Source organism: Roseibacillus ishigakijimensis (assembly GCF_016595415.1).
GTDB lineage: Bacteria > Verrucomicrobiota > Verrucomicrobiia > Verrucomicrobiales > Akkermansiaceae > Roseibacillus > Roseibacillus ishigakijimensis.
This window is the reverse complement of record NZ_JAENIO010000015.1, coordinates 49,043-69,255: the sequence shown is the minus strand read 5'-3', so window position 1 is coordinate 69,255 and position 20,213 is coordinate 49,043. Positions and strand designations below refer to the sequence as shown.

Below are 20,213 nucleotides of genomic sequence, written 5' to 3'. Positions count from 1 at the left end.
CTCAGCGACGCGGGCGGTAGGGCTTGGTGGGGTCGTAGCTGGGATCGGGGACGGGGCGGTAGGCCTGGTGCTCGTCCAGCCAAGCGTCGAGGGCTTCTTCCAATTCGCGGGCTTTTTCGGGTTGGCTGTCGACGAGGTTGACTCTTTCGCCCACGTCGTCGCGCAAGTGGTAGAGCTCGCGCACACCGTCCTGATAGTGTCGGATGAATTTGTAGTCGCCCATGCGGATGGCAGAGGCCGGGGTCTCGCCCGAGCCGTGGTAGTGCGGGTAGTGCCAGTAGAGCGCGCGCTTGGGCAAGTCCTCGCCGACAAAGGTCGGGCTGAGATCCAGTCCGTCGCGATGGCGCTCGGGGGCGGGCGGGAGGCCGGCGCTCGTTAGAATGGTGGGGAACAGGTCGGGGCCAAAGACGGGCTGGGCGCACTCTTTACCGGCGGGAATCAGGCCGGGCTGGCGGAGGATGAGGGGCACGCGGATGCCGCCTTCGTGGTAAAAGCCCTTGCCCTTGGCCAAGGGGTGATTGCTGGTGATCTCGCGCAGGACGAGTCCGCCGTTGTCGGAGGTCATGATGACGAGGGTGTCCTCGGCGAGGTCGTGCTCCTCCAGGGCGGTGAGGACGCGGCCGACGTTCTCATCCATGCTGTGGACCATGGCGGCGTAGGCGGCATTTTTCCAAGGGCTGGGTGGGAGAGCGGCGATTTTTTCCTGATAATGCTTCTGCAGTGCGGGCTTGGGCTGGATGGGAGTGTGCACGGTGTAGAAGGAGAGCATGAGGAAGAAGGGCTCGTCCGGTGATTGCGCGTAGTCCGCCAGCAGGCGAGTGGCTTCGTCGCCAAGGCGATCGGTGAGGTAATCGTCGTCCCCCCGGTCGGGAAGGAAGGGAATCTTGAAAGGCGCGAAGTAGCCGTGCGGGGGCTGTCCTTTGTGGTGGCCGCCCAGGTTGATCTGGTAGCCTTGGTCCTGGGGAAACCCGGTCTGGTGCCCGTGGTCGTTGAGGTGCCATTTGCCGATGAAGGCGGTGCGGTAGTCATGGGCCCGCAGATGCTCGGCGATGGTCACCTCCTCCAGAGGCAGCATGGTGTGGGTGAAGCGCTCCTTCAGCGGAGTGTTGGGCAGGCGGGAGCCCGCGATCCAATCGGTGAGTCCGTGGCGAATGGGGTATTGCCCGGTCTGGATGGCGGCCCGGCTGGGGGAGCAGACCGCGCAGGCCGCGTAGGCGTCGGTGTAGCGCATCCCCTCGCGGGCGAGCTGATCGAGATGGGGGGTCTCGTGGAGGGGGTTGCCGTAGCAGGCGAGGTCGCTGTAGCCGAGGTCGTCGACGAGGAGGAGCACGACATTGGGGCGGGCGGGCAACAGCAGGGTGCTGGCGAGGAGGAGGAGGAGCGATCTCATGGTAAACATTTTGCCCTCCTACTCGACCGGGTGAGGGAACTTATCAAATTCTCCTCTGCGGCGTGGGTTGACCGGTTTACCTGACTGTGCTTTCCACGCGGAAAAAGTCCCGCCGGGGATGGCGCTCGCTGCTGGGGATGAGGAAGCGGTTGAGACCGTCATCGGTGGTGTTCACGGCGCTGGCGTTGGTGAAGTCGAGGTTGTCTGCGGAAGTGACGCGGCGATGGGCTACGCCATCGCGGACGTCGAGGTAGAAGTGGCCGGCTTCATCAAAGCCGCAGCCGTCGATGAGGATGGCTCCGCTCTCCTCGTTTTCGATCAAAGCCAGCACGTTGGTGTCGTAGTTCACGTAGCTACTATAGCGACCGTGGAACCAGACCACGTGGTGGTCGTAGCCATGATTGGCGGGGACGATGGGGCGCAGGTGGTCTTGCGCGGAATCGCTGGTGATGGCTTCCCAAGTAAAGGTCTCGCCCCCATCGGTGGTGATGCCCCGGTAGATCTCGTAGCGGTCCTCCTCGTTTAGAGTGGTGTTGCCGAGGTCGAGGTCCGTGGGATCACTGTGATTGGAGGAAATATAGACCACATTGGGGTGTTCGGGGTCGATGGCCATGCCGCCGCCGTAGTAGCGCTGACTGTTGTAGATGGGGCGGCCTCCCTGCGCGATGAGCTTTTTCCGCCACTGGCTGCCATTCCAGACGGCGTAGTAGTATTGGATGCGATCGTTGAGGTAGTTGCCGTTGTTTTGCTGGACTTGGAAGGCGCAGACTGGATGACCGTTCTCCTGGTAGCAGATGTCCCAGGTCCAGGCGCGACCGCCGGGGAGAAAGTCGTTCTGGTCTTCTCCTACCCCATAGCTGGTGCCGGCCGGTTGATAGCCGTAGACCACGGAGCCGCGCTCGATGCCGCTGGTCCCGGCCTGATCGCCGTCGTGATCGATGGCGTCGCCTGCGAAGATTTCTCCCAAGGTCTTGAGCGCGGTGCCGTCGCTCTGTTTGAAGGCACCGGTGCCGATGCTGTCGCCGGATTCGTAGTAGAGGTGGTAGATGCTGGTGTTGGTCTCGTCGGGGTGGCCATCGGTGTAGATAAAGTCGATGCGGTCTTCGCCGTTGCTCCAATATTTCGGGTAAGGGCGACGGCCATTGCCGCCGGAGTCGATCACAAGGTGGGTGTCGCTCCAAGTGGCTCCGTTGTCATCGGAATACATCAGCGTGGGGTCCCAGCCGATTTCGCGGTGGAAGTTGTAAATGCGGTTGCTCTCTGCGGTCAGCCGATAGGTGTTGTTGTAGGTGTAGGCGGCGGAGACGTCTTTGCTGCTCTCTGCGCTCCAATCGTCGATGCTGGCGGGCTCGGTGACCGTGCTGCGGCGCCAGTAGAAACGGCTTTCGGTGCTGTGCTTGGCGTAGAGAATGAGCAAGGTGTCGTCGGGCAAGATCGTGATCGAAGGGTTGTTGTGATCATCGGTCTCGCGCGAGGCGGCGGTGCTGATGATCGTTTCCCTGCGGGTCTTGGTTGCGGGGTCGTATTGGCTGATTCCGTACTGCCCGTCGCTGAGGACGTAGCCAGTGTAGAGCTTGCCGAGGTGCCAGATGGCGCGCTCGTCATTGAACCAGGTCCAGACGCCATCACTGGCAACGACGGCGTAGGGTGTGCTGGCGGCATCGAGCGGGTCGCTCCCGCGGTTGATCTCGGTGGCGTCGGCGAAGCCGTCCTGGTCGCTGTCGGCGAGAAGGGGATCGGTCTGGTGGAGATTGATTTCCGCCCCATCCTGCAAGCCGTCGCCATCGCTATCGGCCAAAGCGGGATCGGTGCCATGGGTTCTGACTTCGCTCACGTTGTCGAGCCCATCGCCATCGTCATCCACGCCGGGGGTGAGGTCCAGGTAGGAGGGGACGAAGCCCGCGCCATCGAACCAGGTGCGGTGACCGGTCTCCGGCGTGTCATCGAGGTAGACCACGATTTCGCCATTTTCATCGGCTTCCCGATAGCCGAGGAAGGTCTCGTAGAGCTCGCGGTTGCCCTCCTGGCAATCCACCGAGTCCGAGAGAAAGTGTTCGCCGGGCTGGGCGTCGAAGCCCGAAAGGTCGCGCGCGTTCTGACTGGGATTGCTCAGCCCGAGCTGGCCGGCGCTCAATCCGGTGCGCACGTCCCAAGCCTGTGTGCTGGCATCGGCGGCCCAAAAGTAGCTGTAAATTTGGTAAAGCTGTCCACTGGCCAGGCCGTCCAAGGTGAGCGCCAGGGTGGGGGCGTCCTCGGGGCCGGCATCGCCTGAGGCGATGATTTCCCCGCCATTGGCCCAAGTGCGGCGGATGTTCCATTTGTCATCCACCGAGTCTCCTCCCGGGACAGTGCCGCCAGAGTAGTTCAGGTAATGGCTGTTTTCACTCAAAGGAGAGCCATCCGCGAGGGTCAATTTGTCCAAGGAGGCATTAACGAAGCTGATGCGTCCGCTGAAGGAAGTCGCGTCGTTGGGGTCAGTGGGAGGCACCGCCGCCAGCTCGTAGAAGTCGCTGTCGCCATCGCCATCGCTGTCCGCTTCGTTCGCGTTGGTGGTGGCATTGCCAAAGGCCGGATTGAGCGCGCCGGAACTCTCTTCCGCATCGCTCAGGCCATCGCCATCGCTGTCGGTGGCCGCCGTCCCGACGGTCCCGTGCACGGTGATGTCATCGAAGCGAATGTCTTTGTCGGAGAGGCCCGAGTTGTCCGTCAGGGCCAGTCCGAAATAGAGCGGACCCGCGCTACTGACCAGACCGTCGACCCGTCCCGCCACCACTTCTCCAAAGGAGCTGCCACTGTCGGCATTGGCGCTGATGGTCAGTTGATTGCTTTGGGCAACGATGTCGTTGAAAGCCTCGTCTGTCGCGACGTAGAGCACGGCTTGCACCACGATGCCATCGTTTCCGGGGGCCTGATCATAGGCTTTCAGGCTCCAAGTCACGCCGCCGATAGAGGCCAGGTTCAAGCTTTCGCCATTCTGGGGGGTGAGGCTCCACCGGGCCTGGATGTGCTCCGGAGAGGGGGCCACATCGTTCACCATCTGTGTGTTCTTCAGATAACGGTAATGCGACCCCTCGATGGGCTCAAGGGAGGAGTATCCCGTCGCCGTTGTCGCCGAAAAGGTGATGTCGCTAGCAGACACTCCCACTGCCACTGAATCCGGAAAGGCGTTGTTATTGAGCCCGTAATGGGCGAGAGGGGCGGCCAAGGCGAGAGGCGTGGCGGCCAGAAAGGTGGCGAGGGTTTTCATGAATGGAAAGAGCGGAACAGCCTCGTCGCGGCAGGTTGACTGGTCAATCACCATCGGGACGCCATTTTTCGAGCACGATGGGAGCGTCATTCGCCAGCTTCGGTCCGGGGGTGCTGCGGCCATGGGCGATGAGGTCTTGCAAGAGCGCGCGCAATTCAGCCGCCTTCGCCGGATGGTCTTCTTGTTGTTCGTCACGCTCGGCGAGGCTCTCCGGCAAGCGATAGAGCTGCTGGGTGGGGAGGCCCTTCTTCAGCGCGACCGCCGGACGGGGTGCGCTCCAGCCGCCTGAGCCTGGGCAGAGCACGAGCTTCCACTCCCGGGTGCGCACCGCAAAGTGTCCGGCATGACTGTGATGCACGACCGGGGGCCGGGGCCGGGCGGCGGGCTTTCCCTGCAACTGGGGCCAGAAGCTGAAGCTATCGGGTGCGGTGGGGTCCTCGTAACCGGTCCCGACGATTTCCGCCACAGTGGCAAAAACGTCGCTCTGGCAAATCAAGTCGTCGCATTGGCTCCCGGCCTCGGTGGTGCCGGGCCAAGAGACGAAGAAGGGCACGCGGTGGCCGCCCTCCCAGAGGTCGGCCTTGGAGCCCCGCAGGTCCCCACTGGGAAAGTGGCCCATCTTTTCCAATTCGTCCTTTTTGGCAGTGGGAGCCGAGGTGCCGTTGTCGGAGGAGACAATGACGAGGGTGTTCTCGAGCAAACCGCTTTCGCGTAGTGCAGCCATCACCCGACCATGGCTGTCGTCGGTCTGCATCACGAAATCCGCGTGGGCATTGAGCCCGCTGCGCCCCTGCCATTCCTTGGTCGGCACCACCGGGCTGTGGGGCGAGTTCCAGGGGAGGTAGAGGAAGAAGGGCGCGTCGCCCTTCTCCCGCTTCTGGATGAAGGCCACGGCTGCTTCGGTGAGTCGCGGGAGCATCTCGATGGGCTCGATGCGTTCGCTCACCCGGTCGTCCTCGATCCAGACATCCATCTGCCGGGCGTGGTGAAAACCGCGGAAGAAGTCGAAGCCCCCGCGATCGAGGGGGCCGTGGGTCACCTTCGCTCCCACCGCGACCTTTCCCTGCACGTGTTCGCCATCGTAGAGCATGCCGAGATGCCACTTACCGATGATGGCGGTCTCGTAGCCAGCTTGGGAAAGGAGCTTGGGCAAGGTGACCCGGTCGGGGGCAATGAGCGAGGGCCCGCCGGTGAGGACGCCTTTTTGCAAGCGGGTGCGCCAGGAGTAGCGACCGGTGAGCAGGGTGTAGCGGGTGGGCGTGCAGACCGAGGACGCGCTGTGGGCATCGGTGAAGGTCATCCCGCTGCGGGCCAGTTCGTCGAAGTGCGGGGTGGGAATTTTTCCCCGCTCGGGATTGAGGTGCTGAATCTCGCCATAACCTAGGTCATCGCTCAGCATGAGGATGATATTGGGCTGCGCGACAGCGAGCAGGGGAGCGAGGAGAAACAAAAGCCAGAGACGCATGAAGGCTTTTACGCGGCAGGTAAGCGCCCCTTGCAAAGTGGAGTGAGTTGACGAGTCAACTTTTCAGGAGTGGGGCGAGGCTGAAAGGAGCGGTCAAAATATTTTTGCTTTGCGGGAGGAAGGGATTCGGGCAGTTCTTGAGGAAATGGCTCGAGTGGAATTGTGTGAGGTCTGGAAGCGCTTTGGCAAGCAGGACGTCTTGAGCGGGGTGAATTGGCAGGGGACGGAGGGCGAACTGGTCGCGCTGATGGGAGTCAATGGTGCAGGCAAGACGACCATGCTTCGCGTGCTGGCGGGGTTGGTCGGGCCCGAGTCGGGTGAAGTGCGCATCGACGGTCAACGCTTCACTCGTGAGGATCTGGCCCTGCGACGGCAGCTTTACTTTCTCGGAGACGAACCAGCGCTATTCCCGGAGGAAAATGCCCTTGTTAACCTCGCGACCATGGCCCGGCTCTGGCAGGTGTTTCGCCGGGGTCTAGAAGAGGAGGCTGCGGAGTGGATGGAGCGGTTTGGGATTCTTGCCCTGCGGGAAAAGCCGGTCGCGCAACTCTCTCGCGGCCAGCGCTACAAAGTCGCGCTGGTCATTCTGGCGACTTTGCGCCCACCCATTTGGCTCCTCGACGAGCCTTTTGCATCCGGCATGGATGCTCAAGGCCTGCGCACCCTGCGTCAGCTGATCCGGGAAGGGCTGGCGGAGGGCGCTTTAGTCGTTTTTTCGACCCAACTGATCGAGATGGTGCGGGACTTTGCCCCGCGGGTAACGGTGGTGGCGGGTGGGGTGGTGCTCCATGATGGCGCTGTGCCCGAGTTGGAAGAAAAGGCCCGGGCGGGGGATCCTCACTTGCGCAATCTGATGGATTTCTGAAATCACAAAGAGAGGAGAAAATGAACTGGGGGCCGTTTCAATTTCGCAATAGAGAGCACGAGGCGAGGTTTCGCCAAGCCGCTCTCCAGCAGGCTCGGGGAGTGCCTGCCGAGGGAGGTCTGTGGCTCCGGTATCGAAGACGGCTTGGCCTCTTGTTGCGTGTCCCGCTCTACGGAACCGGGGTTCTTGCTCTCTTTTTCTTTAGTCTGCTGGTTTTTTTGGAGTCAGGAGAAGCCATCGGGAGCCTGCGCCTTTTGGCGGTCGGACTGGTGGGGGCGGGGATAGCTTCCCATTTAGTCGGTTCGCATTTGCTCATTCCTCGTCATGGGCAGGTGCTTTCTCAACTGCCCGTCAGTGATCGCGCAGTCTGGAAGTATTCGTTTTGGAAAGTGCCTCTCTTTCTGGTTGGCTTTGTTCTGTTGGCGGTCTTGCTCTTCGTCTCCAGCCCGATGTCTTTTGGGCAAGCTTGGCTTCGCGGATTGGGCTGGCTCCTGTGGCCCTTGCTCGGAATCTCCTGGCAGTTTTTGCGCAAGGGGCTCAGTCGGATTCCTTGGCTCAGGATAGGACTTCTCTTGGGGGTGTTGTCTTTCTTTTTGCCGATTTTGCAACTCGCCGATCCTTGGCGCGATTGGGATGAGTCTGTTTGGTTGTCACGCTTACTTGCCTTTGCACCGTCCCGGTGGCTGGAGGCAGGGCTCTTGGGGCCGTTCTTGTCTCTTCTAGTCGTTGTGGGCACCGTGCTTCTCTGGGGACGAATGAAAAGGAATTTTCGTCTGCTCGATACTTGGACTGGGCTGGCCGCCGCAGGAGCTCGGGAAGAAGCGGTCGGTGAGAAAGCCGCTACAGCAGTGGGACTGAACAGACAAGGGCCGAAGCCCAGCTGGGGTTCGCGCCCGTTGAATCTGGTCCTTTCGAAAGAGGAACGGGAACTCGGGGAGGTTCTTTGGTTTCGACCGTTGTCGGGCGCCTTCGTCTGCTCTCTTTTCTTCGCTCTGGTGATTGGTGGGTTGTGGTTGGCTGCGGCGGTTCGGGGACTTTCAATGACCGACTTTATTGGAGACTATGACTATTTTTCGATGCGGGATTTTTCTTTTTCTAGTTCTTGGTGGATCACTTTGTGCATGATGAACGGTTCGAGTCCTTCTGGGGTGTGTCAGATGGCCTTCCGCAGGCTTTCTGCCGGGGGGATGAGAGAGGTGACTTTACTGGCGCTCTTTCCGATCTCGGAGAAGAAAATCTTCCGCATGTTCCTCAAGGAGTATTACTTCCGGTTTGCTCTGTTCCTTGTGCCTCAGGTTCTGACCTTGGGTTTTGTGAGTGCTTTCGGCATTTTTCGCTGGGGCGACGGGTGGTTGGAACTGTTTCTCGTCGTCTTGTTGTCGTGGGCGCTGGTCCGTCCTCAGATTATTTGGACTTTCAATCTCTGGTTGAATTGCGAGACCTTCCCGGATTCACCCCGGGATCGAATCAAAAGCCATACTGCTAAGTGGGGCTACTTCCTCATGACTTGGGCCCTCCTTCTGCTCTTCTTGTTGAACGCGACGCGCTGGCTGCAAGGGCGGATGGACGGGAGTTGGTGTCTGCTTGTTGCCTCGGCGATAATTGCTGTGGTTCATGGCTCTTGCTGGTGGCTTCGCCGCCGTTATCGAATGGGAAAAGGCAATCTTGTTCTCTCTTCCCAGCCAGAGACAAAGTCCTTCAGCTTTTCAAAGGGAAAGTGATTTTCCCATCCAAAAGACGAATCAAGGGTTGAAAGGTGGGGAAAGATTCGCATGGTTGCGCCCGCAAATGCTGACCATCAAGAATCTCACCAAGGCCATGGGCGGGCGCACGCTCTTTCGCGAAGCCAATCTGACCGTGAACTGGGGCGAACGCGTGGCCCTGGTCGGTCCCAATGGCGCGGGCAAGTCCACCCTCTTCAAGATCATCCTCGACGAAGAACCGATGGACGAGGGCACCGTGGATCGCGACGAATACGCCATTATGGGCTTTCTCGCCCAGGAAGCGGGCGATCCGACCGATGAGACCGTGCTTGAGATTGCGATGGGGATCGATGATGAGATGGTCTCCATTTTGCGCGCTATCCGCGAGGGCGAGAGCTCGGGCAAGCTCGATACCCCGGAGTTCGCCAAGGCCCAGGACCGTTTCAACGAGCTCAATGGCTATGCCTTGGAGCCCAAGGCGAAGAAGATCCTCGCCGGTCTCGGCTTCAAGCAAGAGGACTTCGAGAAGCCTGCGCGGGAATTCTCCGGCGGTTGGGTCATGCGGGCCCACATCGCGCGCCTCCTCGTGATGGAGCCCGACCTCCTCATGATGGACGAGCCCACCAACCACCTCGACCTCATGTCCTTGCTCTGGTTCCAGCGTTACTTGAGCAACTATCCCGGTGCGATTCTAATGATTTCCCACGACCGCGACTTCATGGACGGGCTCGTGGAGCAAGTGGTCGAGATCGACCCCGAAGCCATGGAGCTAGTCAGCTACACCGGCAATTATTCTTCTTATCAAAAGCAGCGCAAGGAACGCTACGAGCAGAAGATGCAGGCCTGGCGCAATCACAAGAAGGAGATGGACCGGGTGCAGGAGTTCATCGACCGCTTCCGCAATGTCGGCTCCAAGGCCTCGCAGGTGCAGGACCGCATGAAGCAGCTTGATAAGATGAAGGACAAGATGCAGAAGCCCCGGGCTCCGCGCAAAGTGTTCAAATTCAATTTTCCCGAGCCGCCGCGGCCGAACCAGAAGCTCGTGGAGCTGGAGAAGGTCAAGCAGGCCTACGGCGACAAGGTCATCTACGACGGTCTCGATTTGGTCTTGGAAAAAGGCGAAAAAATCGTGCTCGTGGGTCCCAATGGGGCGGGTAAGTCGACTCTGCTGAAAATCATCGCCGGGCACCTCGACCTCGCGGGCGGGGAGCGCAAGATTGGCTACCTCACCAAGATGGGCTACTTCTCCCAGCACCGGGTGGACTCCTTGAATGAGGACAACACCGTGCTCGATGAAGTGATGGGAGCCAACACCACCTTGGCAGAAGACGAAGTGCGTGCCGTGTTGGGCTCCTTCCTCTTCCGCCGGGCCGATGTCGACAAGCGGGTGCGGGTTCTCTCCGGGGGCGAGAAGTCGCGCCTGAATCTGGTCAAGTTCCTGGTCGATCCGCCCAATTTGCTCTTGATGGACGAGCCCACAACTCACCTCGATATCAATTCCATCGATGCGCTGGTGCAGGGATTGAAGAATTACACCGGCACCCTGGTCTTCATTTCCCACGATGTGCACTTCATCCGCTCGCTGGCGGAGACCACCTTGCACGTCAACAACGGCACCCTCACTCGCTATGCCGGGGGCTATGACTACTTCCTGGAGAAGAGTGGGCTCGATGACGATCGCGCCGCGGTGACCGCCGAGTAAGGGTAGAGTTCCTGCGGGCCTTGAGGGGATTCCGCCTCAACGAGGGTGGCCTGTCTTAATGCCTCCGGCATTGGGACGGGATGCGGCCTTTCCGGTGGTGTCGCTGCGCTCAACCACTGGGTTCTGTGAAACGCGCACCAGCACTCCGGGGTGGTGCCATTTCATACTGCTTTTTGGTTGGGAATTTTTTCTCTTTCAATTTGTTAGGTCTCTGATTGGATAAGGGCGAGGGTGCTGAGCCAATCAACGACCATGGGAGCCCTTTTGCGATGCCGGAGGCATCTCAGCTAGTAGCCGTTGGTTGAGCGAAGCGACACCAACGGATCCTGATGAGGGAGAACAAGCACCCCGGAGGGGTGCCAGCTGAAGAACCGTGCCTCATGTCTTCGACCTACACTTCCCTGCTCTATCATCTCGTGTTTTCTACCAAGAATCGGGAGAAGCTTTTGCATGGAGATTGGCGCAGTGACCTCCATGATTATCTTGGGGGAGTCGTCAATGGACTCGGAGGAAAATCTCTGGCGGTAGGAGGAGTCGCGGATCATGTCCACCTCTTGGTTTCGCTTAAAGCCACGCTCTGTTTGGCTGATTTCATGCGCGAGTTGAAGAAGTCGTCTTCTCGCTGGGTGAAAGGGAAGAATCCCGCGTTTTCGTGGCAGGATGGATATGCTGCCCTCACGGTGAGCGCGTCCAATCTTGAAGCTGTGCGTGCTTACATTGCGAGGCAGGAAGAGCACCATCGGTCGAGATCGTTTCGCGAGGAGTTGGTCGAATTTCTAGAAAAATCCGGGGTGAGTTACGACCCACAATATCTGGATTGACGAAGGACGCTGGCATCCCTCCGGGATGCTCAATAAAGGCCTTTCCGGTGGTGTCGCTGCGCTCAACCGCCGGCTACTAGCTGAGATGCCTCCGGCATCGGGACGCGGTTTCTCCGGCATCGGGACGGGGTGGTTTCTTGCGGGGTTGTGTCTACGCTCCACCGTCGCTTGGGGGTTGGAGGGCAGCGGACATGCCGAGAGGGCTTGCGTTGAAGGGGCCAAGGGTGGGGGATGACGCTGATTTTTGGGCGCGGGCTTTTCCCCGTGCCCACAATCCGCTTGGCTACAGCCGTGAGGCACTTTCACTTTATTGGTATTTGCGGGACGGCGATGGGCTCGGTGGCGGCGGCGATGAAGCGCGCGGGATTCGAGGTCACCGGCTCCGATGCCAATGTCTATCCGCCCATGTCCACCTTTCTCGAGAGCGAGGGCATCGAGCTTTTCGAGGGCTACCGGCGTGAGAACATCCCCGCCAGCGCCGATACCATCATCGTGGGCAACGCGGTGAGCCGGGGCAATGAAGAGGCGGAGGAAGTTCTTGACCGCAAGCTGCTTTACCAATCACTGCCCGAGGTCTTGAAAGAGCATTTCCTCCGGGGAAAGCGCAATCTCGTCATCGCCGGCACCCATGGCAAGACCACCACCAGTTCGCTGGTGGCCTGGCTCCTGAAGGCGGCGGGGCGCAATCCCAGCCACATGATCGGGGGCGTGCCCAAGAACTTCGAGCGCGGCGCGGAGTTCACCGATTCTGAATTCGTGGTGCTGGAGGGCGATGAATACGACACTGCCTTTTTTGACAAGCGCTCCAAGTTTCTCCACTACTTGCCCGAGGTAGCGGTGATCAACAATATCGAGTTCGATCACGCCGACATCTATGCCGACCTCGATGCGGTGTTGCTCACTTTTTCCCGACTCCTGCGCATCGTGCCGGGTAATGGCGTGGCCTTTCTCAATGGCGATTGCGCCAACTCCCTGACCTTGGTGGAGGCCGCCCCTTGCCCCATTCAGTTGGTCGGGATGGGGGAAAACTGCCAGGTCCGCATCAGCGAGATCACCGGTGCGGATGGCGGAACTTCTTTCCAGCTCAATGGCGAGTCCTTTTTCCTGCCCATGACGGGTGAGTTCAATGTGCGCAATGCCGCGATGGCCGTTTGCGTGGCGCGGCAGGCGGGCTTGAGCGAGGAGGAGATTCGCGAGGGACTAGCTTCTTTTGCTGGCATCAAGCGCCGCCAGGAAGTGCGCGGCGAGGTGCGGGGGGTCACCGTCATTGACGACTTTGCCCACCATCCCACCGCCGTGGAGCAGGTCATCGATGGCCTGCGTCAGGGTTACCCCGGAAGACGCTTGCTGGTGATTCTTGAGCCGCGCTCCAACACCATGCGTCAGGAGGCCCACAAGGGGAACCTCGCGGGCGCCTTGGCGAAAGCGGATCTGGCCGTGGTCCCCCCGGTGCTCGAGGTGGGGCAGATTGCGCAGGAGGCCCTGCTCGATGTCCCGCAGTTGATTGCCGATATCAACGCCGCCGGAGGGGATGCCCGCAGCATTTCCAATGTCGAGGATATCGTGGCCTGGACGGTGGCAGAAGCCCGCGAGGGCGATTTGGTGGCCGTGCTCAGCAATGGCGGCTTCGGAGGAATTCACCCTAAGCTGCTTGAGGCTCTCGCGAGCTCGTGATGACTTCCGATGAAGAGAAAAGTTCCTGAGGTCGCGAGTAGGTCTTGTTTCTCTCCTGATGCCCTGACAGCTTCCCGCCCATGAGCAACTTCGAGGTCGAGCGGTCCATTCTCATCGGTGAGCCGGCGGAAAAAGTTTTCGCCACCGTGCGGGACTTCAAAACCTGGCCCCGGTGGTCCCCTTGGCTTTATGCCGAGCGTGATTGTCCCTTGGATTTTTTTCCGGAGGGAAAAGGTTATGCTTGGGATGGTGAGGTCATCGGCGGAGGAAAAATCGAAGTCACCAGCGAGCGCGAAAACGAGTTTATCGAGCTGGAATTGACTCTCACCTCGCCTTGGAAGTCTGTCTCCCGGGTGCGTTTCGACTTTGGTCGCGAAGGAGATCGCACGCGGGTGATGTGGAAGATGCACGGCAAGTTGCCCTTCTACCTTTTCTTCCTGCGCGACATGATGGTGGCCAATATCGCTCTCGACTACAAGCGGGGGCTCGCCATGCTCAAGGACCTGATCCAGAAGGGAGAAGTGCCTTCCAAGGTTGAGCTCCTGGGAGAGGAGGATTTCGCCGGTTTCTCCTATGTGGGAGTGAATACCACTTGTCGCATCGCCGATGTGGCCGAGAAAATGGAGATGGATCTTCACCGCATGGAGAAGTGGGTGCAGGACCAGCACATCACGCCCAAGGGACCGCCCTTGGCCATTTATCACAAGTGGTCACCCACGCAGGGCATCACTCGATTCACCCTGGGCTTCCCGGTCGAAAAAGTGCCCGGCTGGCTGCCGGAGGATCTGGTTTCGGAAAAAATCCCCGCTTGCCGCGTGCAGAAAATTCGCCACACGGGCTCTTATCAACATTTGGGCAATGCCTGGGCAGCGGCTGTCGCCCGGGTGCGGGCCCGGCAATGGAAGTGTGCTCGCGGGATTCATCCCTTCGAAATTTACAACAGCGATCCCGGCACCACGGCGGATGACAAACTGGTCACCACCGTCCACTTCGCCGTCGCCGGCCAGGCGCGCCGCGACTAAGGGGACTGGGGAGGGGCGGCAACTTGCTTTCTGTGCGAAATGAGCGCGTGACATCATGGAAGGGAGTCAGTAGAAAACGGCAACGGTGACCTCCAATCTCAATCCCAACCTTCCCTCCCTCTTGAAACGATTTTTTCTTCTTTTCAGCGGAGTTTTGACCCTCGCGGCGTGCTCGGCTGACAAAACCGCGCAAGCGGATCGAAAGGCCGCAGTGAGCAATCCGCCACAGGTCTTGATGAAACCCAACGGGGCTTATCAGACTCCGCCCTATGCCTCGGCCGCAGCGCGCAATCCCACCCTGTCCTTACCTTCCAATTTCTCTCCCAATGCCGGGGTGACGTTCACCAATGTGGCGAACAATGGCAACTTCATCGCCTTGACCTTCGATGATGGTCCTCATCCCAAGAATACCCCCCGGCTGCTTGATATTTTGCGTCAACGCAACGTGAAGGCCACCTTTTATGTGATTGGGAAAAGCGTGAAGCTCTACCCTGACATCGTGCGCCGCATCCATGCCGAGGGGCACGAGCTTGGGAATCACACTTGGAATCACCCCAATCTGGCCAACTTGAGCGATGCCAAGGTGCGGCAAGAGCTCGACAGTACCCGGGAAGCCATCATCAGCGCGGCCGGGGTGCGTCCCCGCACCATGCGGCCGCCCTACGGCTCGTTGAAGACGACCCAGCGCCAGATGATTCATCGGGCTTACGGCTATCCCACCATTCTCTGGGATGTCGATCCCTTGGATTGGAAGCGGCCGGGCACCTCGGTGGTGCGCTCCCGCATCCTCAATGGCACCAAGTCGGGTTCCATCGTGCTCGCTCACGATCTGCACTCCACGACCGTCGATGCGATGCCTTCCACGATCGATGCTCTTCTGGCCAAGGGTTATCGCTTCGTGACTGTCTCTCAACTCCTTGCCATGAAGGACGCTTCGCGGCCGTGAGGGCCCAGTCATGTTCGGAGAACGCTACTTCGCGACCCGGGAGCGCCTCGCGGAGGTCGCCCGCGGGGTGAAGGCCCTGGCCGAGGAAACGGGGGCGGACTGCGGTCCGTTGGCCGACCCGGAGAGCTTTCTGGCCCCCCTCTACGAGCCCTTTCTCTTCGCCGTCTGCGGGGAAGTGAATGCGGGCAAGTCGGCTTTTCTCAACGGCCTCTTTGGCGCCGAGCTTTGCGAGAGCAATGTCCTGCCTTGGACCAAGGAGGTGCAGTGGTTCCGCTACGGGAGCCGGGAGCGGCGCGAGGCGGCGGGCGAAGGAGTGGCCCACCTCTTCCGTGCGGACGAATTTTTGCGTGATTTCAACGTTCTCGATACGCCGGGCAGCAATGGCCTGAGGGAGGATTGCCGCCGGGCTCTGGAGGCCTTGTTGGAAACGATCGATTTGTTGTTTTTCGTCTTTCCGGTGGGGAATCCCTGGGCGGCCGCGACTTGGTCCCTCATCAGTGAGCATGCTCCCGCGATGGCGGGCAAGGTGGCCATTGTCATTCAGCAATGCGACCGCAGCACCGAGGATGAGCTGAGGGTTCTGACCGGGCATATCAATGAGCTGTCGCGCCAAAAAATCGGCGACTCTTTGCCGGTTTTTCCCGTCTCGGGGCAAAAGGCGCTGCAGGCCAAACAGCATACTCCGAAGCGCCACCATCTCTGGACCCAGAGTGGCTACCCCGCGCTCGAGGGCTTCGTCTCGGGCAAGGTGGCTGGCTCCTGGCCCCGGCGTGAACAGCTGCGGCGGGTGCGGAAGGAGACTGCAGCCGTGCTGCGCACCATCGAGGACCGCATGGAGACCCGGCGGCGCACCCTGGACAATGACCAGGGTTTGCTCAGTGATATCGAGAGCGAAGTGGTGCAGGCCCGCGAGGGGCAAATCCTGCGTCTCGCGGGAAAAAGCGCCGATTTGGCCAAGGTCTTTGTCGAGGAACTGGAGCGAATGGGGGAGCTGCTGGCGCAGAGGACCTGTCTGAGGCCCTCTCTGCGGTCTCTGGTGCGCAAGGACCCCACTCCGGGTGAAATCGAGAAGGAACTCTCTGAGGCCGTGCAAAGGGCCATTGAAGAGCTGGCCCTGCGGGAGAGTGACGAGCTGGTCGCCGCCTGCCGGGCCCATTGGGAGACTGTGGTTCCCCGCGTGGAGGACCGGTTGGAAATGCCGCCCCCGGATTTCGAAGTGGTTTCCGGGGGCTTTGCCGACTCCCGCGAGCGCTTTGCCAAACGCTTGGGAGCGGCCGCACGCAAAGCCGTTCTTGCTCAAAAAATACGCGCTCTCCTGGATCGTGAGATGAATGCTCATCGCCAGGCCTTGCGCCGGGTGGTTTCTTCCACCTTGTTTCTAGTCATGCTGGCAGGGCTTTTTGGCACTTTCGGGCTCCATATCATTGCTCTCGTTCTCCTCCTTGGAGCCGGGGGTAGCCTTGCCAACGGCCTCTGGCAGGCCCGGCGCAATTCCCGCGACCTCTTGGCCTGGTTTGAGGAGAAATCGTCGGCCTGCGCGCGTCCCTTTGCCGAGGCTCTGGGGGAAGACTATGAGGAGGGGGTGCGGGGATTCTTTGTGGAATATGCCACCATGTTCGAGGGCATCCGTCGCCATGTCGCCGACCTCAAGATGAAGCTCAAGCCCCAGTTGGATCGCTGGGACCGCTATTTCCTGGAGATCAATGCCATCGAGCAGGATTTGTAGGCGGCCTCAAGCCAGCTCTTCTTCCGCCAGCAGTTGGCCAAACCACGCCACGGGATCCTTTTCGCTCTCGGGAAGCAGGTCCATGAGCTCGCGCAGGGCCTTGGTCCGGCGGCCTTCCTCCGACCAAGGGGAGCGGGCGAAGGGGATGTCGTCGGAGAGGAGGAGGGAGGACTCGGCCAGGGCACAAGCCCGGGCCATGGTGTTCTCCAACTCGCGCACATTGCCTGTCCAGCGGTGGTTCTGGAGAGTGTGGATCGCTTCTCCCGAGAGCTTGATCTTGGCCAAGCCGTATTTGCGGGCGAGGCGCTGGAGGAAGAACTCGGCGAGCAAGGGGATGTCTTCCCGCCGTTCGCGCAGGGGCGGGAGGTGGATTTCCACCACGTTCAGCCGGTAGTAAAGGTCTTCCCGGAAGCGGCCCTTGGCCACCTCGTGGGCCAGATCTTTGTTGGTGGCCGCCACGATGCGCACGTCGGAATTCAGAGTCTCATTGGAGCCCACCCGTGAGAAACTGCCGTCCTGCAGCACCCGCAAGAGCTTGACTTGCACCGACTGCGGCATGTCGCCGATCTCATCCAGAAAGAGGGTGCCGCCGTCTCCTTGCTCGAAGCGGCCCGCCCGCCGGGCCATCGCCCCCGTGAAGGAACCCTTCTCGTGACCAAAGAGCTCCGACTCCAGCAGATTCTCGGGAATTGCTCCGCAGTTGATGGCGATGAAGTCATTCTTGCGACGGGGCGAGTATTCGTGCACCGCCTGGGCCACGAGCTCTTTGCCCGTGCCGGATTCCCCCGTCACCAGCACGGGGGCATCGGAAGGCGCGACCCGGCCGACCAGCTTGAAGGTCTCTTGGATGATGCGGGACTGGCCGATCATCTTGATGCGGGCATCGGCCACGGGGAGGGCTTGCTCGGGCTGTTCAGCGGAGCGCCGACTCTCGATGACTTGAAACGCGCTTTCCACCACGGCTCGCAGCTCGAAGTTGAGGGCCTCCTTGCGCAAGACATCCCGTGCTCCCAGCCGCGTGGCTTCGATGATTTGGGTGGTGCTGGGGAAGCCGGCCAATAGAATCGTCACGATGGCGGGATTCTGGGCGCGAATTTTGGAGATGAGCTCCAGGCCATCAAAGGGCTGCACCTGAATGTCGGAAAGGACGAGGTCGACCTCGGTGCCCGCAATGATTTTCAAGGCCTTTTCGGCATTATCGGTGCGGAGAATCCGCAAATCCGGAGCTTCCAAATGTTTGGTTGCCCAGTTGAGAAAGTCGATATCGGAATCAACTATCAGGACCGTGTCTTTGTATTCAGCATCAGGCATCGTCGGTGCGACCGTTCATGACAAAAAAAGCCCGAATCGCCAACTGACAATGCGATTCAGGAATCTTTTTTTTGCGGAATTGAGCCAAATGGGCTGGAGTTTACTCTGCGGAGAGAGCCTCCACAAACAGTTCGCCGGCCTGGTGCGCCGAAGCGGGATTCTGGCCGGTGATGAGAAGTCCGTCCCGGACCGCGTTTTTCTGGAAGTTGGCTCCTTCCTTCACCTCGGCCCCGGCTTGGGCAAACTTTGTCTGCAGGAGGAAGGGGACCACCTCGGTCAGTTCCACGGCTTCTTCTTCGGCGTTGGTGAAGACGGCGACCGACTTGTCGGCAATGAGCTTCTTGCCATTGCTGAGGGTGACGTTGACCAAGGCGGCGGGGCCGTGGCAGACCGCTCCCACCGGCTTGCCGGCTTCGTAGAGTTCACGGGTGAGCGCCTGGAGCGGCTCGGAGTGCGGAAAGTCCCACATCGTGCCGTGGCCTCCGGCGAAGAAGATTCCAGCGAACTCATCGGCCTCGATTTCTGCCAGAGGGACGGTGTCACTCACGGCGGGGGAGTCTTCCTTGGCGTTGCCGAACTTTTTCCAGAAAGTCTCGTTGGCCGGGTCGTCCAGCTTCAGGCTTTTGGGATCGAGTGGCGCGCTTCCGCCCTGGGGGCTGGCGAGGATGACCTCGTGCCCTGCCTCGGTAAAGACTTGGTAGGGATGGGCTGCTTCGGAGAGATAGAAGCCGGTCTTCTTGCCGGTATCGCCCAGTTCACCATGGTTGGTGAGGACGAGGAGAATGTTGTCCGCTGCGGCCAGCCCGAAGCCCGCCAAAGTGATTCCTGCAATTTTCGCAATCATGGCTAGTCTCTAAGGCTGCTTTGGGGAGACGCAAGGGAAGAAGGCACAAAAAAACGGCCCCTGGAGAGGAGGCCGTTCTTTGAAAGAAAATGGTCCGTCGGAAAGTTACTCCGCGCTTTCGGCGGCTTCGCTCTCGGCCTTCTTGGCCCGGGCGGCAGCGGCAGCTTCTTTCTTGGCTTCGCGTGCTTTGGCCGCTGCATTGGAGTCGGCGGGCTTCACGAGGAGAGCGCGCTTGCCCACGCGGTCGCGCAGGTAGTGCAGCTTGGCACGACGCACTTTACCGCGGGAAGTGACTTCGATTTTGGCCACGCGAGGAGTGTGCAGGGGGAAGACGCGCTCCACGCCTTCGCCGTAGGAAATCTTGCGCACGGTGTAGGAGGCATTCACGCCGCCGCCGCGACGGGCGATGACGAGACCCGCGAAGATCTGGGTCCGCTCTTTGTCGCCTTCTTTTACGAGGCAGTGAATCTTGACGCTATCACCGACACCGAATTCGGGGATGTCATCCTTCTGCTGCTCTTGCTCAATTTTGTCGATGATGGTGCTCATGGCTTGAAAGATTTTTCTGCCGGGGTCTTGCCGAAGGTTTCGGGCCGGAAGGGGCGAGGGAACTAAGGGATTCGCCGACGTGTTTCAACTGTTTTTTTCGAAATCGGCCCGGAAAAGCCATTTTTTGCCGATTTTGTGAGAGCATTAGCCGGCATAGAGTATACGGCCGCAGTTTTCGCACTGGGTCACTTCCTTGTCGGCGGTGACCTTGATCAGGGTCGCGGGGGTGACCTTGACATGGCAGCCATCGCATTGTCCGCTTTCGGAAAGATTGACCACAACCTTCGTGCCCCGGGCTTTGCGGAGGCGCTCATAGAGCTCGAGGAGATCCTCGTCGGCGAGCTTTTCTTGCGCTGCTTGGCGCTGGAGCTTCACTTCGGCCAGGCGTTTGCGCTCTTCTTCTTCCCGTTGGTCGATGAGGGTGATTTCCTCGCTCACGCTGGCTTCTGCTTTTTCCAGCGTGGCTTTGGCTTCATCCAGCGTGGCGCGCAGGGTGTCGGCCTTTTCCATCAGCTCCAGTTCGGTCGTCTCGCGGTCGTCAATCTCGGCTTGATAGCGGTCGATCTCGGTGCCGAGGGCGCGGAACTCTTCGTTTTTCCGGGTCTCGAACTGCTGGTTTTTCAGGCGCAGAATGGTGTTCTTGCGGGTCTCGACATCGAGCTCAACGGTTTTGATCGCCATTTCGTTTTCTTGCAGCGCGGCTTTGGCCTTGGCGACGGCATTTTGTGAGGTGGCCAGGCGGGTGCGGGCCAGTTCCTTCTCGTGGGGGAGGCGTTTGAGGTCGCTCTCCAGCCCGGCAATGGTCTGGTCGCGTTGCTGGAGGATGAGGAGGCGCTCAATTTCTGGAAGCATTCCTTGTGATTATCGCGCCAGAGGGGGGCTGGCAAGAGCGGGAATGGCAGGAGAAAGGAGAAGGACTCGATTTTTGTGGGAATGAGTTGATGCGGG

General features: G+C 60.2%; 15 protein-coding genes. 8 read left to right on the top strand and 7 right to left on the bottom strand.

The window, feature by feature from the left end; all coding sequences use genetic code 11:
* Window position 1 precedes the first annotated feature (1 nt).
* The 3 genes from JIN78_RS07760 to JIN78_RS07750 form a co-directional block, all read right to left on the bottom strand.
* Window positions 2-1,390 (bottom strand): sulfatase, encoded by a 1,389-nt coding sequence (locus tag JIN78_RS07760; protein ID WP_200391383.1) that lies wholly within the window; start codon window positions 1,388-1,390, stop codon window positions 2-4.
* Window positions 1,391-1,466: 76 nt separating this feature from the next.
* The gene (locus JIN78_RS07755; RefSeq protein WP_200391382.1) at window positions 1,467-4,637 is read right to left on the bottom strand and encodes a BNR-4 repeat-containing protein; all 3,171 of its coding nucleotides are present in this window, start codon (window positions 4,635-4,637) and stop codon (window positions 1,467-1,469) included.
* Window positions 4,638-4,680: 43 nt separating this feature from the next.
* Window positions 4,681-6,102: a sulfatase family protein gene (locus JIN78_RS07750; RefSeq protein ID WP_200391381.1), complete on the bottom strand. Its 1,422-nt coding sequence runs from the start codon at window positions 6,100-6,102 to the stop codon at window positions 4,681-4,683.
* Window positions 6,103-6,247: 145 nt separating this feature from the next.
* Between JIN78_RS07750 and JIN78_RS07745 the strand changes: the two genes are divergently transcribed.
* From JIN78_RS07745 to JIN78_RS07710, 8 genes are all read left to right on the top strand, one after another.
* Complete coding sequence (locus JIN78_RS07745) at window positions 6,248-6,967, top strand: ATP-binding cassette domain-containing protein (RefSeq protein WP_200391380.1); 720 nt, start codon at window positions 6,248-6,250, stop codon at window positions 6,965-6,967.
* Window positions 6,968-7,119: 152 nt separating this feature from the next.
* Window positions 7,120-8,688 (top strand): hypothetical protein, encoded by a 1,569-nt coding sequence (locus JIN78_RS07740; protein ID WP_200391379.1) that lies wholly within the window; start codon window positions 7,120-7,122, stop codon window positions 8,686-8,688.
* Between the two features lie 67 nt (window positions 8,689-8,755).
* The gene (locus JIN78_RS07735; protein ID WP_200391378.1) at window positions 8,756-10,372 is read left to right on the top strand and encodes an ABC-F family ATP-binding cassette domain-containing protein; all 1,617 of its coding nucleotides are present in this window, start codon (window positions 8,756-8,758) and stop codon (window positions 10,370-10,372) included.
* Between the two features lie 380 nt (window positions 10,373-10,752).
* Entirely contained in the window at window positions 10,753-11,193 is a 441-nt protein-coding gene (tnpA, locus tag JIN78_RS07730) for an IS200/IS605 family transposase (RefSeq protein WP_200391377.1), read from the top strand.
* Between the two features lie 291 nt (window positions 11,194-11,484).
* A complete protein-coding gene (mpl, locus tag JIN78_RS07725; RefSeq protein WP_307832987.1) occupies window positions 11,485-12,867 on the top strand; it encodes a UDP-N-acetylmuramate:L-alanyl-gamma-D-glutamyl-meso-diaminopimelate ligase in 1,383 nt (460 codons plus the stop codon).
* Window positions 12,868-12,947: 80 nt separating this feature from the next.
* Window positions 12,948-13,889 (top strand): SRPBCC family protein, encoded by a 942-nt coding sequence (locus tag JIN78_RS07720; RefSeq protein ID WP_200391375.1) that lies wholly within the window; start codon window positions 12,948-12,950, stop codon window positions 13,887-13,889.
* Window positions 13,890-14,010: 121 nt separating this feature from the next.
* Window positions 14,011-14,835: a polysaccharide deacetylase family protein gene (locus JIN78_RS07715; protein WP_200391374.1), complete on the top strand. Its 825-nt coding sequence runs from the start codon at window positions 14,011-14,013 to the stop codon at window positions 14,833-14,835.
* Window positions 14,836-14,845: 10 nt separating this feature from the next.
* Window positions 14,846-16,561 carry a GTPase gene (locus tag JIN78_RS07710; RefSeq protein WP_200391373.1) on the top strand — a complete coding sequence of 572 codons (1,716 nt, stop codon included), beginning with the start codon at window positions 14,846-14,848 and terminating at the stop codon, window positions 16,559-16,561.
* Between the two features lie 6 nt (window positions 16,562-16,567).
* Here the strand turns inward: JIN78_RS07710 and JIN78_RS07705 are convergent, their stop codons facing one another.
* The 4 genes from JIN78_RS07705 to JIN78_RS07690 all read right to left on the bottom strand — a co-directional run bounded on the left by JIN78_RS07705 (window position 16,568) and on the right by JIN78_RS07690 (window position 20,117).
* Window positions 16,568-17,872 carry a sigma-54-dependent transcriptional regulator gene (locus JIN78_RS07705; RefSeq protein WP_200391372.1) on the bottom strand — a complete coding sequence of 435 codons (1,305 nt, stop codon included), beginning with the start codon at window positions 17,870-17,872 and terminating at the stop codon, window positions 16,568-16,570.
* Between the two features lie 100 nt (window positions 17,873-17,972).
* Complete coding sequence (locus JIN78_RS07700) at window positions 17,973-18,716, bottom strand: type 1 glutamine amidotransferase domain-containing protein (RefSeq protein WP_200391371.1); 744 nt, start codon at window positions 18,714-18,716, stop codon at window positions 17,973-17,975.
* Between the two features lie 105 nt (window positions 18,717-18,821).
* Complete coding sequence (rplS, locus tag JIN78_RS07695; protein ID WP_200391370.1) at window positions 18,822-19,265, bottom strand: 50S ribosomal protein L19; 444 nt, start codon at window positions 19,263-19,265, stop codon at window positions 18,822-18,824.
* 144 nt (window positions 19,266-19,409) lie between these two features.
* The gene (locus JIN78_RS07690; protein WP_200391369.1) at window positions 19,410-20,117 is read right to left on the bottom strand and encodes a zinc ribbon domain-containing protein; all 708 of its coding nucleotides are present in this window, start codon (window positions 20,115-20,117) and stop codon (window positions 19,410-19,412) included.
* Window positions 20,118-20,213: the final 96 nt, after the last annotated feature.

Bases quoted from the DNA above. Each gene is read 5' to 3' on its own strand.
- JIN78_RS07700 (WP_200391371.1), bottom strand. From the start codon at position 18,716: ATGATTGCGAAAATTGCAGGAATCACTTTGGCGGGCTTCGGGCTGGCC.
- JIN78_RS07745 (WP_200391380.1), top strand. From the start codon at position 6,248: ATGGCTCGAGTGGAATTGTGTGAGGTCTGGAAGCGCTTTGGCAAGCAG.
- tnpA (WP_200391377.1), top strand. From the start codon at position 10,753: ATGTCTTCGACCTACACTTCCCTGCTCTATCATCTCGTGTTTTCTACC.
- JIN78_RS07760 (WP_200391383.1), bottom strand. From the start codon at position 1,390: ATGAGATCGCTCCTCCTCCTCCTCGCCAGCACCCTGCTGTTGCCCGCC.
- JIN78_RS07755 (WP_200391382.1), bottom strand. From the start codon at position 4,637: ATGAAAACCCTCGCCACCTTTCTGGCCGCCACGCCTCTCGCCTTGGCC.
- JIN78_RS07750 (WP_200391381.1), bottom strand. From the start codon at position 6,102: ATGCGTCTCTGGCTTTTGTTTCTCCTCGCTCCCCTGCTCGCTGTCGCG.
- JIN78_RS07710 (WP_200391373.1), top strand. From the start codon at position 14,846: ATGTTCGGAGAACGCTACTTCGCGACCCGGGAGCGCCTCGCGGAGGTC.
- rplS (WP_200391370.1), bottom strand. From the start codon at position 19,265: ATGAGCACCATCATCGACAAAATTGAGCAAGAGCAGCAGAAGGATGAC.
- JIN78_RS07720 (WP_200391375.1), top strand. From the start codon at position 12,948: ATGAGCAACTTCGAGGTCGAGCGGTCCATTCTCATCGGTGAGCCGGCG.
- JIN78_RS07705 (WP_200391372.1), bottom strand. From the start codon at position 17,872: ATGCCTGATGCTGAATACAAAGACACGGTCCTGATAGTTGATTCCGAT.
- JIN78_RS07735 (WP_200391378.1), top strand. From the start codon at position 8,756: ATGCTGACCATCAAGAATCTCACCAAGGCCATGGGCGGGCGCACGCTC.
- JIN78_RS07690 (WP_200391369.1), bottom strand. From the start codon at position 20,117: ATGCTTCCAGAAATTGAGCGCCTCCTCATCCTCCAGCAACGCGACCAG.